Origin of the sequence: Actinopolyspora sabaoui (genome assembly GCF_051225635.1) — a bacterium.
In the GTDB taxonomy this organism is placed as follows: Bacteria; Actinomycetota; Actinomycetes; order Mycobacteriales; family Pseudonocardiaceae; genus Actinopolyspora.
This window is the reverse complement of the sequence record NZ_JBMIHH010000005.1, coordinates 406,314-422,651: the sequence shown is the minus strand read 5'-3', so window position 1 is coordinate 422,651 and position 16,338 is coordinate 406,314. Positions and strand designations below refer to the sequence as shown.

Below are 16,338 nucleotides of genomic sequence, written 5' to 3'. Positions count from 1 at the left end.
GGAACCACCCGGGGGGATCGTACCCACGGCCCGGACGGTTCGGGACGGCGCGCCACTTTGATCGTCCGGCGTGGTTGGATCTGGCCGACAACTTCTAAGGAGCATCATGAGCAATCCGTACGATCCGAATCCGCACAATCCGCCGTCGGACAGCGGCGGCTTTCCCCAGCCCTACCAGGGCTCCTACGGCGGGGGCGGTTATCCCGGTTACCAGCCGGGGCAACAGTACCCGCAGTACCAGCAGTACCCCCAGTATCAGCAGCCCCCGCAGTACCAGCCGGGCGTACCGGGCTACCCCGGAGCACGGCCAGGCAACAACGGCATGGCGATCGCCTCGATGGTGCTGTCCCTCGCCGCCATCCCGTTCGGCTGCGCGTGGGGCTTCGGGATCATCCCGGCGATCCTGGGTGTGGTGTTCGGCCACCTGGCCAAGCGGCAGATCCGGAGCCACGGGGGCGAAGGCGACGGCATGGCCACGGCCGGTCTGGTGGTCGGCTACTGCCTCATCGGACTGCTACTCGTGCTGATCGTGCTGCTGATCGCGGTCGGCCTAAGCATGCCGATGATGACGACCAACGCGTAAGGCGGAGCCACCCAGCCGCGGGAGAGGCATCGCCACGACAGCTCGAGACGACGTCCGCCGGACCGGTACTCGGCTGGATCATCACGGCGTGCTCGCCCCCACCCGGTGGTAACGACGATCGCGAACCGGCCGCCGCGACGGTTCCGGACCTCGGCCCACGAAGGATGAGTGACTCCGGTACGTGAACCGGACACACCGCGAGGTCGCGGGCACGCGGCGGCCGTTGGCTGGGGTGCCCGGCGGCTCTGCTGTGAACCGGATTCACACCCCGGAACGTCCCGGATCGCTCGAAGAGCGCGATCACGCGAGCCGAACGGAGTAGCTCCCCCGTTCTAGAAGCCCAGCTTGCCTGTTCTAGAAGCCCAGCTTGCGAAGTTGCTTGGGATCGCGTTGCCATTCCTTGGCGACCTTCACCTGCAGATCCAGGAAGATCTTGCTGCCCAACAGCGCCTGGATGTGCCGTCTGGCGGTCTCGCCGACCTCCTTGAGACGCTCCCCGCTCTTACCGATCACGATGGCCTTCTGGCTGGAACGCTCCACGTACAGCGATGCGTAGATGTCCACCAGGTTGTCGTATCCCTCCCTGGGCGCCATCTCGTCGATGGCCACCGCCAGGGAGTGCGGCAGTTCGTCGCGCACCCCTTCCAGGGCCGACTCGCGGATGAGCTCGGAGATCAACGACTCCTCGGGCTCGTCGGTGATCTCGCCGTCCGGATACAGCTGCGGCCCCTCCGGAACCTGCCGCACCAACAGGTCGGAGAGCACGTCCATCTGGAAACGGTCCACCGCCGAGACCGGAACGATCTCGGCGAAGTCCATGAGTTCCTGCATGGCGACCAGTTGTTGGGCAACGCGTGGTCTGTTCACCACGTCTGTCTTGGTGACGACACCGATCACCGGGGTACGACGGGCGACCTTGGCGAGCTCCGCTGCGATGTGGCGATCGCCGGGTCCGATCTTCTGGTCGGCGGGCACGCAGAAGCCGATGACATCGACCTCGGACCACGTTTCGTGCACCAGCTCGTTGAGGCGCTCGCCCAGCAGGGTGCGGGGGCGGTGCAGACCCGGTGTGTCCACGATGACCAACTGCGCGTCGGGCCGGTGCACGATCCCTCGGATCGCGTGCCGCGTGGTCTGCGGCTTGCTGGAGGTGATGGCCACCTTCGTGCCGACGAGTGCGTTGGTCAACGTCGACTTGCCGGCGTTGGGGCGTCCCACGAAGCAGGCGAATCCGGATCGATGTGTTTCGCTTGAGCTGGTCACGGTTCTATTCTGACGTGCCTGCCTTCCCACCGACGTGCGGGGAGCCCGGTCACCTCACCGTTGCCCGTGGCGCGACGAGACGAACGGGCTCCGCCAACACAACCGTGAAAACCGTTGTCAGCCACTGTTGGCGGTGGTCCCCATGCAGCTCAACAGCGTTCGGTGGCTGACCCAGCCGACCGGCTGGGTGCCCTGCTCCTCCAACACCGGAGCGGCGGTCACCTCGACGGACACCAGCGAGTCGAGCGCGTCGACGAGCTTGGTGCCGGAAGCGATCGCCGGGGGTATCTCCAACAGGTCGCCGACCTCGCCGTTGTCCACGGTGCCGTCCCCGAGCACTTCGGCCACGGCTCCCGCCGTGACACACCCCTTGTAGCGCCCTTCGTCGTCCAGCACGGGCAGCACGGAGTCGGTGCTCTGGGCCAGCCGTTGCGCGGCTTCGGAGAGCTTCGTGCGCGTTGTCAACGTCTCCGGCAGCGGATCCATCACGTCGGCGACCGTGCGGTCCGGCAACCGACCACGCCGGTGCCTGGCGTCGAGGTCGATGCCGCGCCTGCTCAGCTTGGTGGTGTAGATCGTGTCCCGGCTGAGTGTCCTGCTGATCAACGTCGCTACCACCACGGCGAGCATCAGTGGCAGGATGATCGAGTACTGTCCGGTCAGCTCGAACAGGATGATCACGGCCGTCATGGGTGCCCGTGCCGATCCGGCGAAGGCCGCCCCCATGCCGATGAGTCCGTAGGCTCCCGGCGATCCGGCGATCTCCGGAACCAGTCCGTGAGCGAGGACGCCGAACGCGGTGCCGCCCATACCGCCGATGAACAGGGCGGGCGCGAAAACACCACCGGATCCGCCGATGCCGATGGTGAGGCTGGTGGCGACCATCTTGCCCAGCAGCAGCACCACCAGGAACCAGATGGCGTAGTTGCCGTTGATGGCGTTGCCTAGCACCGGATAGCCGACGCCGTACATCTGCGGCAGCACCAGCAACAGCAGACCGAGGAACAACCCGCCGATGCCGGGACGCAGCCACTCCGGGCCGCGCCATATTCGGTCGCAGAGGTCCTCCACTCGGTAGAGGACCTTGGAGAACAGCACGCCGGAGGCACCGACCAGCACGCCGAGCAGTGCGAACAGCAGGAACTCGCTCGGGTTCTGCAGGTGGAAGGCGGGCAACGAGAGGAACGCCTCGTTGCCCATCACGGCACGCCCGATCACGCTGGCGGTGACGCTGGACAGCACCACGGCGCCGAAGGACTCCACCGTGAAGTCGCGCAGGATGAGTTCCATCGCGAAGAACGGGCCCGCCATGGGAGCGTTGAACGTGGCGGCGATGCCCCCGGCCGCGCCGCAGGCGACCAGCACTCGCATTCTCCGCTCGGTGAGCCGCATACCGCGTCCCATGGTCGAGCCGAGGGCGGAGCCGATCTGCACGATCGGGCCTTCCCTGCCGACGGATCCGCCACCACCGATACACAGCGCCGACGCCAGGGCCTTGACCAAACTGACCTGGGGTTTTATCCGACCGCCGCGCTCCGATACGGCGTACATGACCTCGGGAACACCGTGCCCCTTGGCTTCGGGGGCGAACCAGTACACCAGTGGGCCGTAGATAAGTCCCGCGACGGCGGGGACCAGCACCAGGAACCAGATTCCGAGGCCGGGCAGCCAGGGATGTGGCGCACCGGGCGCGTCGGTGTATTCGGGACGTCCGGAGAACAGCTCGGTCGCGGACGTGATCAGCCACCGAAAGGCTATGGCGCCGAGCCCCGAACCGAGGCCGACCAGCAGTGCGAGGGCCATCAGGCCGCTGCCACGTTCGCGGAGCCAGATTCCGATCCGCCCACGTACCGCTACGGGAAGGGCTATCGATCGTTTTACGGCTTCCGCCATCATCATTGCATAATGCAACTCTTGCCCTGTGCACGTCAATGTGAAAATAGCGACATGAGTAACGAAATGCCGCCGCACGGTGACGAGGTGGACGCGATCACCGAGGCGGTACTGACCGCGTCCCGGTTACTGGTGGGAGTCTCGGCGAAATCGGTCGCCGCGGTTGCCGGGCCGATCACGCTGCCGCAGTTCCGACTGCTGGTGGCCCTCGGCTCGCGGGGCCCGCTGAAGCTGGTCTCGCTCGCGGAGATGCTGGGAGTGAATCCGTCCACGGCGACAAGAACGGTGGACAGGCTGGTCACGGCGGGATGGGCGCAGCGCAACAGCAACCCCGACTCCCGGCGTGAGATCACGGTCAGCCTCACCGAAGCGGGCCGCGGCCTGGTGGATCGGGTCACCGAGTACCGCCGGAGCGAGATCTCGGCCATCGTCGAACGCATCCCGCACGAGGATCGCGCGGGGTTGGTGCGGGCGTTGCAGGCCTTCACCGAAGCGGGGGAGGAACCACCACCACGAGCCTCGCCCTACGACGCGGGACTGACCGAGTGGCAGTGAGCCACCCGGCCGGGCCCGCCGGGTTTCGTCAGACCCCTCGCGAAAGCTCGACGACCTCGCCGTCACCGCCCGCTCGGAGCACCGGGGCCGTACTCGCCAGCTCCCGGACCGCCGCCACCGAGTCGGCATCCACTTCACCCACCTCAGTGACCACAGCCGCCGCTTCCAGCCCTTCGGCCCCACTGGAAACGGCGGTGGCCACCGCCACCTGCAACGCCGTCAGCCGCAGGGCGGCCAACCGCACGGTGCAGCCGGTGTAGGTTCTGCCGTCGGTGTCGCGCACGGCGGCCCCCTCCGCCGCGCCGATACGCGCCCGCGCCGACCGCGCCAGAGTCACGATCTTGCTGTCCTCGGGATCGAGCTGCTCGGTCACGGTCTCGGTGCGTTCAGCCATGCTGCGAATTCCTTTCGTCATCGGCGGCGTTGTGCCCGTTGGAGTCACTGGCCCTGCGAACCAGCAGCGCGTTGATCCGGATACGACCGCGATGGTCCTTACCTCCCTCGGCGCGCAACCGGAGGCCGGATATCTCGGCCTCGGCACCGGGGAGGGGAACACGGCCGAGGCGCTGCGCGAGCAACCCGCCCACGGTCTCGACCTCGGAGTCGTCGAGCTCCACCTCGAACAGGTTTCCGAGATCGGCCACCGGCAGCCGTGAACTGACCCGAACCAGTTCCTCGTCGAGCCACTCGACCGGACGATGTTCCTCCCGATCGGACTCGTCGGTGATCTCACCGACGATCTCCTCGATGATGTCCTCGATGGTCAGCAGTCCAGCCGTGCCACCGTACTCGTCCACTGCTATCGCCATGTGACTGCGCGAGAGCTGCATCTCCTTGAGCAACTCGTCCAGTCGCTTGGAGTCCGGCACGAAACTGGCCTCCCGCATCAGCTCGGAGAGCCGGCCGCTCTCGGACTCGGCGGACTCGCCGCGCTCGCTGGTCATCCTGGCCAGTTCCTTGAGTGTGACGATCCCGACGACGTCGTCGACGCTGTCACCGATCACGGGAATACGGGAGAACCCGGAACGCAGGGCGAGTGCCAGTGCCTGCCGGGGAGTCTTGACGCGCTCGATCCAGATCATCTCGGTGCGCGGCACCATCACCTCACGTGCCGTGGTGTCGCCGAGTTCGAAGACCGAGTGGATCATCTCGCGCTCACCGGCGGCGACCACCCCACGCTCCCCCGCCAGATCGACGAGTTCCCGCAGTTCCACTTCCGAGGAGAACGGCCCCTCACGGAAACCGCGGCCGGGAGTGATGGCGTTTCCGACGAAAATCAGCAACCGCGTGAGCGGGTTGAGCAGTCGGGCCAGCACGGCTACCGGCCCCGCCACCACGAGTCCCACCCCGTAGGGATGCTGGCGACCTATGGTTCGCGGCCCCACACCGACGAGCACATAGGAAACCACCAACATGATCAGTACGGCGAACAGCACTGACCAACCCGGCGTGGCGCTCACCTCGAGCACCATCACGGTTACCAGTACCGTCGCGGTGAGCTCGCAGGTCAAGCGCAGCAGCAGCAACAGGTTGACGTGTCTGGGCCGGTCGGCCAGCACCCTGGCGAACTGTGCGGCTCCTGCCCTTCCCTGCCGCAGCAGCTCCTCGACCCTGGCGTGCGAAGCCGTCCCGATGGCCGCGTCGGCGGCCGCGAACAGGCCTGCTGCCAACACCAACAGCACGGCCCACACCAGCAGCGCCATGATTCCGGTCAACACGATGGGAAAGTCCGTTACCGTTCGGAATCGCCGTCGGCCGTAGCCTCCTGGGACTCGTCGAGCCCCACCACACCCAGCACTCGTGAATCGGCGTCGCGTTGCTGCGCGGCGCGATCGGCCTCCGTCTTGGCCTCACGGAACTCGGCGAGCAACCGGTTCTGCAACGCGAACATCTCGCGTTCCTCCTCCGGCTCGGCGTGATCGTAGCCGAGCAGATGCAGCACTCCGTGCACCGTGAGCAGGTAGAGCTCGTCCTCCATCCCGTGACCGGCCTTGCGCGCCTGGTCCCGGGCGAACTCGGGGCACAGCACGAGGTCACCGAGCAGTCCCGGGCTGGTGTCGGTGGAGTCCTGCCCGCGCGGCGCCTCGTACTCCTCCATGGGGAACGCCATCACGTCGGTGGGACCGGACAGGTCCATCCAGCGTTCGTGCAGGTCGGCCATCACATCGAGCTCGACCAGCACGATGGACAGCTCGGCCAACCTGCTCACACCCATGCGGTCCAGCGCGAAACGGGCGACGGAGACGAGGGTGGTCTCGGGTACCCGTACGACGGACTCGTTGGCTATCTCGATACTCATGCCTGCTCGTGCGCCCGCCCCTCGGAGAGTCGTGTCTTTCGGGCAGGACCGCCGCCCTCAGCGTCCTGGTGTGCCTGCCAACGGTCGTACGCGTTGACGATCTCACCGACCAGGCGATGCCGCACCACATCCTGGCTGTCCAGGGTCGAGAAGAAGACGTCGTCGATCCCCTCCAGGATCTCGCGGACGACCTTGAGCCCGCTGCGCTGCCCACCGGGCAGGTCGATCTGCGTCACGTCACCGGTAACCACGATCTTGGAACCGAACCCCAGCCTGGTCAGGAACATCTTCATCTGTTCCGGCGTGGTGTTCTGCGCCTCGTCGAGGATGATGAAGGCATCGTTGAGGGTGCGCCCGCGCATGTAGGCCAACGGGGCGACCTCGATGGTTCCGGCCTGGGTAAGCCTGGGTACCGATTCGGGGTCGATCATGTCGTACAGCGCGTCGTAGAGCGGCCGCAGATAGGGGTCGATCTTCTCGTAGAGACTTCCCGGCAGGTAACCCAACCGCTCCCCTGCCTCCACGGCGGGCCGGATGAGGATGATCCGGTTGACCTCCTTGGCCTGCAGGGCCCGCACTGCCTTGGCCATCGCCAGATAGGTCTTGCCGGTGCCTGCCGGTCCGATGCCGAAGACAACCGTGTTCTCGTCGATGGCATCGACGTAGCGCTTCTGGTTGGCGGTCTTCGGACGGATACTGCGGCCGCGTCGGGACAGCACGTCCATGGTCAGTACGTCACTGGGCGAGTCCCCGTTACTGGCGGAAAGCATCGTCACACTGCGACGCACGATGTCGGGTGTGAGCTGGTTGCCCTTGGAAACCAGCTCGATGAGCTCGTCGAACACCCGCTCGGCGAACGCGACCTCGGTGGGCTCCCCGGAGATGCTCACCTCGTTGCCCCGTACGTGAACGTCGGCGTCGAGTACGTCCTCCGCGGTCCGAAGGTTCTCGTCCTTCGAACCGAGCAGGGCGAGCACTGCCGTGTCGGGCACTGTTCGGGTGGACTGTGCCTGCTGAGGCTGGGACGACTCGTTTCCCGAACGAGCCGCCGCCCCGTCCGCTGCGGTTCCGGCCACGCTGTTACCGGCCTGCTTCCTGCGCTCAAGCGCGATTTCGGTACTGGATCCTGTCACTGTCAATGGTAGAGCAACGGACAACTGGATTACCGCCGATGCTCGCCTCCGGGACGCGCCGAGCACACCCCCTGCCCGCTGCGGGCACGGCCGGTGGGCCGGCCAGGGGTGGTCAGGCCAACGGTCCCAACTGGCGTCCGCCGAGCAGGTGCAGATGCACGTGGAAGATGGTCTGCCCGGCGTCGGAGTTGGTGTTGAACAGCAGGCGGTATCCCGATTCCGCGATCCCTTCGTCCTCGGCGATCCGCCCCGCGAGCCGGACGAGTTCGGACAGCAGCTCAGGATCCGCCGCGGCCAGCTCGGCCGCGTTACGGTACCGCTCACGTGGGACCACCAGCACGTGGACCGGGGCCTGCGGACTGATGTCGCGGATCGCGATCGTGCGCTCGTCGGTGTGCACGAAATCGGCGGGAATCTCGCCCGCGATCATCCGTTCGAACAGGGAGGGTTCGGTGTCGGTCATACCCGCGAGACTATCCATCGCCGATCACACCGTGAGCGGGTGCTCCGCCCGGGATCCGATCAGCGCCAGCGGGGTGTTAGCGCCCCGAGCGCCCCGAGCGCCACGGCCCCCGCGGTGGAGGCACGCAGCACCTCGTGCCCCAGCCGGACCGGCCGGACGCCCGCCGCACCAAGTGTCGACAGCTCCTGATCGGTGATGCCGCCCTCCGGGCCGACGATCACGGCGATCTCACCGGCGGTGGGCAACTCGGCCTCGGTCAAGCCGAGCTCGGCGGACTCGTGCAGCACGAAGGCGACCTCGCTACCACGCAGCGCCTCCACGACCCCCGAGGTGGAACAGGGCTCGGTCACCGTGGGGGTCCAGGCCCTGCGTGCCTGTTTGGCGGCCTGCAACGCGGAGTTGCGCCACCGGGCCAGTGCCTTGGCCCCCCGGGGTCCGTCCTCCCAACGCGCCACACAACGCTCGGCCCGCCACGGCGTTACGACATCGACCCCCGCCTCCGTGGCCAGCTCGACGGCGAGTTCACCACGGTCACCCTTGACCAGCGCCTGGACCAGCCGAACCCGGGGTTCGGCGGCGGGAACCCTGTCCCGCCGCACCACCTCCAGGTCCAGGGAGTCCCGCGCGACATCGGTCACCACGCACTCGGCCGTACCGCCCCGTCCGTCCGAGAGCAACAGCCGCGCTCCGGAACGCATGCGGCGCACCGTGGCGGCGTGTTTGCCCTCGGGGCCGTCCAGGCGGGCGAGCTCGCCCGGGGGCAGCTCCTCGACCGAGAAGACCGGGAGGGTGGATGACATCGTGATGCCCCTTCCGGGAGACGAGCGAAAACACGGCGGACCGCTGTGCCGCGTGGGAAACCGTGTCCCGTGCCGGCCCCGTGGGAACGGGGCCGGGCGGAATCAGCGGTGCGGAATCAGCGGTGACCGAAGCCTCGGAAACGGGAGAAGATGCCGTTGCGGTGCCCGTTTCCACCGGCGCTGACGGTGGGTTCGGGCTGTTCTTCGTCACGCGCGGTGGCCAACTGGCGGAGCAGGTCGGCCTGGTCCTCGTCCAGTTTCGTCGGCACCCGCACATCCAGATGAACATGCAGGTCGCCGTGGCCGCTCACCCGTCCGTTGGAACGCAGCTTGGGCAACCCACGGCCGTCGAGGACGTACTCGGTTCCCGGCTGCGTGCCGGGCTCGACCGTCAGCTCCTCCTCGTCCTCGAGGGTTGGGATGTTGACCACGGTTCCCAGCGCGGCCGCGGTCATGGGCACCTGAACGTGGCAGTGCAGATCGGCACCGTCGCGGACGAACCGCTCGTGCTGCAGTTCCTCGACCTCGACGAACAGGTCACCGGCGGGACCACCGCCGGGGCCGACCTCGCCCTCACCGGCGAGACGGACCCGCATCCCGTCACCGACACCGGCGGGAATCTTCACCGTGATGGTGCGCCGGGAACGCACCCGCCCGTCACCGCCGCACTGCTGGCAGGGATCAGTGATCACCTCGCCGAAGCCACGGCAGACGGGACAGGGACGCGAGGTCATGACCTGCCCGAGGAAGGAGCGCTGCACCGATTGGATCTCGCCGCGGCCCTCGCAGGTGTCACAGGTGGAGGGGGCACTGCCCGCGCTGGAGCCGCCGCCCTCGCAGGTGTCACAGACAACAGCCGTGTCGACCGTTACATCGCGATTGACTCCCTGGGCGCACTCCTCCAGCGTCAGTTCCAGGCGCAGCAGCGCGTCGGAGCCCTGCTGCACCCGGCTGCGCGGGCCACGTCCGGCGGAGCCGCCGGAGCCGCCACCGAAGAACGCGTCCATGATGTCGCCGAGGCCGCCGAATCCGGCGAAGGGATCGCCACCGGCGCGACCGCCCGCGGCACCTCCCCCGCTGTCCATCGGGTCCCCGCCCAGGTCGACCATCTGGCGCTTCTGGGGATCCGAAAGAACTTCGTAAGCAGTGCTTACCTCTCGGAAGCGCTCCTGCGCGCCGTCCTCCTGGTTGACGTCGGGATGAAGTTCCCGCGCAAGCTTGCGGTAAGCCCGCTTGATCTGATCCTGGGTCGCGTCCTTCGATACCCCGAGGATCCCGTAGTAGTCCTTGGCCACCTTGTGCGCTCTTCCTCTGCTCGTCTAGCGGGTACATGCCGAAGAGTTCCGAAGGGCCGGTCGTGGCGCGCCACACGTGCCGACGCGGACGTCACCGCCCCGCCAGGATCTCTCCCACGTAGGACGCAACGGCACGAACCGCTGCCATCGTTCCCGGATAATCCATCCGAGTGGGGCCGACCACGCCCATACCCCCCAGTACCGTCCCATGCGAACCGTAACCGGTGGAAACGACCGAGGTCGTCTGCATCTCCTCGGCCTCGTTCTCCATCCCGATACGAACCGTCACGCCGTCCGAGTCCCGTGCCGCCGCCAGCAGCCGCAGTACGACCACCTGCTCCTCGAGCGCCTCGAGCACCTGGCGCAACGAACCGGGGAAATCGGCGACGTTGCGGGTGAGGTTGGGGGTTCCCCCGAGCACCATGCGCTCGTCGGGGTGTTCCACCAACGTTTCGATGAGAACCCCGCACACCCTGGACATGGTCTCCCGCAGCTCCGGGGGAGACTGCTCGGGGAGTTCGGCCACCGAAGCGGAGGCCTCGGCCAGCCGTTTGCCCGCCATCGCCGAGTTGAGCACGGTGCGCAACCGCGACACGTCCTCCTCGCCGATGACGTCACCCAGGTCGACCATACGCTGATCGACTCGCCCGGTGTCGGTGATCAGCACCAGCATGAGCCGTGCCGAAGTGATGGTCACCACTTCGACGTGACGCACTGTGGACTGGGTCAACGTGGGGTACTGCACCACGGCTACCTGCTGCGTGAGCTGGGCCAGCAGCCGCACACTCCGCCGCATCACGTCGTCGAGATCCAGCGCGCCCTCCAGGAAGGCGTGGATGGCACGGCGTTCCGGCGAGGTGAGCGGCTTGATCTCGTGCAGCCGATCCACGAAGGTCCGGTACCCGTGGTCGGTGGGGATCCGTCCCGCGCTGGTGTGCGGCTGCGCGATGAGGCCTTCCTCCTCGAGCACGGCCATGTCGTTGCGTACCGTGGCACTGGACACACCCAGATTGTGCTGCTCGACGAGCGTCTTGGAACCGACCGGCTCGTTGGTGGACACGTAGTCGGCAACGATCGCGCGCAGTACCTCGAACCGGCGCTCGTCCGCATTCACCAGCGTCACCTCCTCGTTCGGCGCGCCCCGGAATGGACACGTCCGACTCGGCAGACACGCGTCCCGTGCCTGCGGTCCACCGTCCGAGTTTACGGTGTTTCGACCGCTGAGCCGAGGGCCACGAGGGTCGTGGGCAGGCAGGAGGGACGTGCATGGTCCGGAACCCGCTTTCACCGGGGCTCGGAGCACGGGCCGCCGAGGGGACACGTGCCGGGACTCGCCCGCTGACCGGTCCTTCGCGCGAGGTTCGAGGGGGACTCCGGGGAACCTGATGGGTGAAGCCCGAAGAGACGAGCGTCCGATCACCCGACGAGTCGACGGACCACCCCGTCGGCCAGCAGTCTGCCGCGATCGGTGAGCACGCAGCGTCCCGCACGCAACTCGTCGTCCCGCAGCAGGCCGTCGGTCACGGCGCGCCGGGCCTCGGCGACTCCGGCGTCGTCGAGCACCTCCGTGGTGAGTCCCTCCCGCAGCCGCAATTCCAGCATGACGCGTTCGACGCGCCGGTCCTCCGCCTCGAGTACCTCCCGCCCCGCAGCGGGTGAGCTCCCCTCCCCCAGGGCAGCCGCGTAACGGGCCGGGTACTTGAGGTTCCACCACCGCACACCACCGACGTGACTGTGTGCCCCCGGTCCCGCACCCCACCAGTCACCGCCCCGCCAGTAACCGATGTTGTGTGCGCAGCGCGCCGCTTCGTCGGTGGCCCAGTTGGAGACCTCGTACCAGTGGAATCCGGCTTTGGAGAGCACTCCGTCGACGAGCTCGTAGTCGGCGGCCAGCACGTCCTCGTCCGGCATCGGCAGCTCGCCGCGGCGAACCCGACGAGCCATGGCCGTCCCCTCCTCGACGATCAGGGAGTAGGCCGAGACGTGGTCCACTCCGGCCTCCAGCACCGCTTCCAGCGAGCCTCGCAGGTCGTCACTGCTCTCCCCGGGCGTGCCGTAGATGAGGTCGAGACTGACGTGCTCGAATCCCGCCGCCATCGCCTCCCGGGCAGCGGCGACGGCGCGGCCCGGGGTGTGGTTGCGATCCAGCACCCGCAGCACGTGTTCGGCCGCGGACTGCATACCCAGCGAAACCCTGGTGTAGCCCGCCTGGAGCAGGGCGGTGAACAACTCCGGGGAGGTGGACTCGGGGTTGGCCTCGGTGGTGACCTCGGCGTCCGGGGCGAGCCCGAAGGAGGCACGCACCGCGTCGAGCACCTCGCCCAGTCCTTCACCCCCCAGCAGCGAGGGAGTTCCGCCGCCGACGAAGACGGTTTCGGCGCGAGGAACCGCACTGTTGCCCTCCCCCAGCACCCGGGCCCCGAGCTCCAGTTCGGCCTTGAGTGCGTCGAGCCAGCCGCGGAAACTGCCGCCGCCCGCGAGCTCGTCGGCGGTGTAGGTGTTGAAGTCGCAGTAACCGCACCTGGTGGCGCAGAACGGCACGTGCACGTATATCCCGAACGGCCGCTGTCCCACACCACGCAGCGCGGCGGGGGGCAGCGTGCCCTGTTGCGGTGGTTGTTCGCCGGTCGGTTGATGCGTGCTCACGACACACATTCTCCCAGCAGGCATTCGAGGGCCGACAGGAGCGCGGACGCTCCTGCCTCGGGGCGAACCAGCATGCCTCGGGCGGACCAGGGGACCTCCCCCGACATCGGTTCCACCGCCCCGCCGTCACCTCGCGACGGCGATCGACTACGGTGCTCCGTGAGTGTGAGGTTGCTCCCACCGGAAAGAGTCGCTTCCCCCCCCCCGGCGAGCGATGGCCACCACGCCGAGCGCCCCAGGTGTGCGGGTGTGTTCGCACACAAGAGCGGCCAACGGACGGGTGACGTGCTGTCCCAGCATGCGGATGATCCTGGACCACCCAATACGCGCGTGGCACTCTGACGACCATGGACGCGACCCCCACCGAGCTGCTGCTGGTCGCCCGGCGTTACCTGGATCTGCGGCGGGTCTCCAGCGCGCTGTGCCGGAGCACGAACTGTTGAGGTTTCCCGTCCGCACCTGACGGGGTGCTCACTCGGCGAATCCGCCGCGGGTTCCGCTTCCGGAACACCCGGTGCCGAGTGGCGGCCCGCGTCGGTCCGATCGGAAACCCCCGGTAGTTCCTGTCGCGTTTCGTGTCCAAGTCCGATCCGGTGTGTCGGTAACCGGGTCGTGAACATTCTTTCCCCGTAAAACTCTCGCGGCGTAGCTACGCCATGTCATCGCGGAGGTCGGACGAATGGTCCCCCCGACGGAAGCACCGAGCCCCACACAACGCCGCGCACCCGCACGCAAGGGCAAGGGCCGCGCGGAGGGCCAGTGGGCGCTCGGATACCGCGAACCGCTGAACGGCAACGAGCAGTCCAAGAAGGACGACAATCCACTCAACGTCCGCGGTCGTATCGAGAACATCTACGCGCAGCGTGGGTTCGACTCCATTGACCCCTCCGACCTGCGCGGTCGGTTCCGCTGGTGGGGGCTCTACACGCAACGCGCTCCCGGCATTCCGGGCGCTCGGACGGGCACCATCGAGCCGGAACAGCTGGACGACTCGTACTTCATGCTGCGCATCAGGGTCGACGGCGGCGCGCTGACCACCGAACAGCTGCGGGTGATCGGTGAGATCTCGCAGACCTACGCCCGCGACACCGCCGACATCACCGACCGGCAGAACGTCCAGCTGCACTGGATCCGGGTGGAGGACATGCCCGCCATCTGGCAAAAGCTGGAGTCCGTGGGGCTGTACACCACCGAGGCATGCGGTGACTGCCCACGCGTCGTGCTGGGCTCCCCGGTGGCCGGCATCGCCGCCGACGAGATCGTCGACGCCACCCCGGCGATCAGGGAGATCACCGAGCGCTACATCGGTGACGAATCACTTTCGAACCTGCCGCGCAAATTCAAGACCGCCATTTCGGGTTCCCCGCGACAGGACGTGGTTCACGAGACGAACGACATCTCGCTCATCGGGGTGGAGCACCCCGAGTACGGCCCCGGCTTCGACCTGTGGGTGGGCGGTGGCCTCTCCACCAACCCCAAGCTCGCGGTGCGCTTGGGCGCCTGGGTTCCCGTGGAGGAGGCCGCCGAGGTCTGGAACGCCGTGGTGCGGATCTTCCGCGACTACGGTTACCGCAGGCTGCGCAACCGGGCGAGGATGAAGTTCCTGGTGGCGGACTGGGGGGCCGAGAAGTTCCGCGAGGTGTTGGAGAACGAGTACCTCGGCCGCGCGCTCACCGACGGTCCGGCACCACCGCTGCCTGACGGACCCCGTGACCACGTGGGGGTGCACGAGCAGGTCGACGGCAACTACTACGTCGGCGTGACCTCCGTGGCGGGCAGGGTCGACGGTTCCAAGCTGATCGAGGTCGCCAAGGCCGCCGAACGTGCGGGATCGCGCCGGATCCGCACCACCGTGGAGCAGAACCTGCTGGTGCTCGACGTCCCGGGCTCCGAGGTGGAGAACCTCGTCGGCGACATGGACCGGCTCGACCTGCGGGCACGGCCCTCGTCCTGGCGACGCAGCGTCATGGCGTGCACGGGAATCGAGTTCTGTAAGCTGGCGATCGTCGAGACCAAGAACCGTGCGATGGAGCTGGTCGAGGATCTGGAGCGCAGGCTCGACGACGTGCAGGGCGACATCGACAAACCCGTCACGGTCAACCTGAACGGCTGCCCGAACGCCTGCGCCCGCACCCAGGTCGCCGACATCGGCCTGAAGGGTCAGCTGGTGCAGGACGAGGAGGGCAACCAGGTCGAGGGCTTCCAGGTGCACCTTGGTGGCGGCCTCGGCAGGGACGCGGGCTTCGGACGCAAGATCCGGGGGCACAAGGTGACTTCCGCCGAGGTGGGGGACTACGTGGAACGCCTGGTGCGTCGTTACGTCGAGCAGCGCGGCGAGGACGAGACCTTCGCCCAGTGGACGAAACGCGTCGGCGACGAGGCGCTAACGTGACCGGGGGGCGTTCGGCAGAACCGGGTCCCGAGGGCAGGGCCGTTCCGTTCTACTGCCCGTACTGCGGTGACGAGGAACTCACACCGGAGGCTGAACCCGTGGGCGCGTGGAAATGTCAGGCGTGCCGTCGCGTGTTCACGGTACGACTGGCCGGATTGGCGTTGACCGAGGAGGACGAAGAACCATGACCACCGACAGCACTTCCCGAATCGGCTTTCGACGTGGTGACGACGAACTCCGCGCTCTGGCGGAGGAAGCCTCCGAGCAACTCGCCGAGTCGAGCACCTCGGAGGTACTCGACTGGGCCGCCCGCACGTTCGGCGAGAACCTGATCATGGCCTCCAATATGGAGGACGCCTCGTTGATAGACCTGGTCTCGAAGGTCCAGCCGGGTGTGGACGTGCTGTTCCTGGAGACCGGCTACCACTTCGCCGAGACACTCGGCACCCGTGACGCGGTCGCGCAGACCTACGAGGTCAACATCATCAACGCGATGCCCGAACAGACGGTCGAACAGCAGGACGCCTCCGAGGGCGCGAGGCTCTACGAACGGGACCCCGGGCGGTGCTGTCACCTGCGCAAGGTTCTTCCGCTACGCGACACACTGGCCCGCTACGAGGCCTGGATCACCGGACTGCGACGCGTGGATTCGCCGAGCAGGGCCGAAACTCCCCTCGTGACCTGGGACGAACGCAACAACCTCGTGAAGGTGAATCCGCTCGCGGCGTGGACCGACGAGGACATGGACAATTACATCACCGAGCACAATGTGCTGGTGAATCCGCTGGTCCCCGCCGGCTTTCCCTCGATCGGGTGTCAACCGTGCACCGCCAAGCCCGCACCGGGCGCGGATCGGCGCAGTGGCCGCTGGGCCGGTAGCACGAAGACGGAGTGCGGGTTGCACGCCTAAGCCCGCGAACTCGGGAACTCCGGGGGAGAATGCCGGTACGACCGGCACCAGGACATCACCCGATGGGATGAACTGGTAACTGTGTAAGGGCACGCTGATGACGACG

Annotated in this window: 17 protein-coding genes; 6 read left to right on the top strand and 11 right to left on the bottom strand. The window is 67.4% G+C overall.

All coding sequences use genetic code 11. The features are described from left to right. Positions 1 to 106 precede the first annotated feature (106 nt). A complete protein-coding gene (locus ACOQFL_RS11935; protein WP_435544192.1) occupies positions 107 to 583 on the top strand; it encodes a DUF4190 domain-containing protein in 477 nt (158 codons plus the stop codon). A gap of 354 nt (positions 584 to 937) precedes the next feature. Here the strand turns inward: ACOQFL_RS11935 and era are convergent, their stop codons facing one another. Together era and ACOQFL_RS11925 are read right to left on the bottom strand one after the other, a co-directional pair. Then, positions 938 to 1,846, bottom strand: a complete 909-nt coding sequence (era, locus tag ACOQFL_RS11930) for a GTPase Era (protein ID WP_435544191.1) — start codon at positions 1,844 to 1,846, stop codon at positions 938 to 940. 117 nt (positions 1,847 to 1,963) lie between these two features. Next, positions 1,964 to 3,739, bottom strand: coding sequence for a chloride channel protein (locus ACOQFL_RS11925; RefSeq protein ID WP_435544190.1), 1,776 nt, complete (start codon positions 3,737 to 3,739; stop codon positions 1,964 to 1,966). 54 nt (positions 3,740 to 3,793) lie between these two features. Here ACOQFL_RS11925 and ACOQFL_RS11920 point away from each other — a divergent pair, with 54 nt between their 5' ends. Continuing rightward, the gene (locus tag ACOQFL_RS11920) at positions 3,794 to 4,294 is read left to right on the top strand and encodes a MarR family winged helix-turn-helix transcriptional regulator (protein WP_435544189.1); all 501 of its coding nucleotides are present in this window, start codon (positions 3,794 to 3,796) and stop codon (positions 4,292 to 4,294) included. A gap of 28 nt (positions 4,295 to 4,322) precedes the next feature. Here ACOQFL_RS11920 and ACOQFL_RS11915 read toward each other — a convergent pair whose 3' ends face one another. The 9 genes from ACOQFL_RS11915 to hemW all read right to left on the bottom strand — a co-directional run bounded on the left by ACOQFL_RS11915 (position 4,323) and on the right by hemW (position 12,939). Beyond that, positions 4,323 to 4,688, bottom strand: a complete 366-nt coding sequence (locus ACOQFL_RS11915) for a cytidine deaminase-like protein (protein WP_435544188.1) — start codon at positions 4,686 to 4,688, stop codon at positions 4,323 to 4,325. Then, the gene (locus tag ACOQFL_RS11910; RefSeq protein ID WP_435544293.1) at positions 4,681 to 5,997 is read right to left on the bottom strand and encodes a hemolysin family protein; all 1,317 of its coding nucleotides are present in this window, start codon (positions 5,995 to 5,997) and stop codon (positions 4,681 to 4,683) included. Before ACOQFL_RS11910 ends, ACOQFL_RS11915 begins: the two co-directional genes overlap by 8 nt. Positions 5,998 to 6,026: 29 nt before the next feature. Further along, a complete protein-coding gene (ybeY, locus tag ACOQFL_RS11905) occupies positions 6,027 to 6,593 on the bottom strand; it encodes an rRNA maturation RNase YbeY (RefSeq protein WP_435544187.1) in 567 nt (188 codons plus the stop codon). Next, the gene (locus tag ACOQFL_RS11900; RefSeq protein ID WP_435544292.1) at positions 6,590 to 7,669 is read right to left on the bottom strand and encodes a PhoH family protein; all 1,080 of its coding nucleotides are present in this window, start codon (positions 7,667 to 7,669) and stop codon (positions 6,590 to 6,592) included. The genes ybeY and ACOQFL_RS11900 overlap by 4 nt, the downstream gene beginning before the upstream one ends. A gap of 169 nt (positions 7,670 to 7,838) precedes the next feature. After that, positions 7,839 to 8,189, bottom strand: a complete 351-nt coding sequence (locus tag ACOQFL_RS11895; protein WP_435544186.1) for a histidine triad nucleotide-binding protein — start codon at positions 8,187 to 8,189, stop codon at positions 7,839 to 7,841. Positions 8,190 to 8,248: 59 nt separating this feature from the next. Then, a complete protein-coding gene (locus tag ACOQFL_RS11890) occupies positions 8,249 to 8,989 on the bottom strand; it encodes a 16S rRNA (uracil(1498)-N(3))-methyltransferase (RefSeq protein ID WP_435544185.1) in 741 nt (246 codons plus the stop codon). Between the two features lie 116 nt (positions 8,990 to 9,105). Beyond that, positions 9,106 to 10,284: a molecular chaperone DnaJ gene (gene dnaJ / locus ACOQFL_RS11885; protein ID WP_435544184.1), complete on the bottom strand. Its 1,179-nt coding sequence runs from the start codon at positions 10,282 to 10,284 to the stop codon at positions 9,106 to 9,108. Positions 10,285 to 10,375: 91 nt separating this feature from the next. Continuing rightward, a complete protein-coding gene (hrcA, locus tag ACOQFL_RS11880) occupies positions 10,376 to 11,401 on the bottom strand; it encodes a heat-inducible transcriptional repressor HrcA (protein WP_165400776.1) in 1,026 nt (341 codons plus the stop codon). A gap of 299 nt (positions 11,402 to 11,700) precedes the next feature. Continuing rightward, the gene (gene hemW, locus ACOQFL_RS11875) at positions 11,701 to 12,939 is read right to left on the bottom strand and encodes a radical SAM family heme chaperone HemW (RefSeq protein WP_435544183.1); all 1,239 of its coding nucleotides are present in this window, start codon (positions 12,937 to 12,939) and stop codon (positions 11,701 to 11,703) included. A gap of 338 nt (positions 12,940 to 13,277) precedes the next feature. Here hemW and ACOQFL_RS11870 point away from each other — a divergent pair, with 338 nt between their 5' ends. From ACOQFL_RS11870 to ACOQFL_RS11855, 4 genes are all read left to right on the top strand, one after another. Continuing rightward, positions 13,278 to 13,373: a putative leader peptide gene (locus ACOQFL_RS11870; RefSeq protein WP_435544182.1), complete on the top strand. Its 96-nt coding sequence runs from the start codon at positions 13,278 to 13,280 to the stop codon at positions 13,371 to 13,373. Between the two features lie 236 nt (positions 13,374 to 13,609). After that, a complete protein-coding gene (locus ACOQFL_RS11865; protein ID WP_435544181.1) occupies positions 13,610 to 15,322 on the top strand; it encodes a nitrite/sulfite reductase in 1,713 nt (570 codons plus the stop codon). After that, positions 15,319 to 15,510, top strand: a complete 192-nt coding sequence (locus ACOQFL_RS11860) for a hypothetical protein (RefSeq protein ID WP_435544180.1) — start codon at positions 15,319 to 15,321, stop codon at positions 15,508 to 15,510. Before ACOQFL_RS11865 ends, ACOQFL_RS11860 begins: the two co-directional genes overlap by 4 nt. Then, entirely contained in the window at positions 15,507 to 16,232 is a 726-nt protein-coding gene (locus tag ACOQFL_RS11855) for a phosphoadenylyl-sulfate reductase (protein WP_435544179.1), read from the top strand. The genes ACOQFL_RS11860 and ACOQFL_RS11855 overlap by 4 nt, the downstream gene beginning before the upstream one ends. The last annotated feature ends 106 nt before the right edge of the window (positions 16,233 to 16,338 follow it).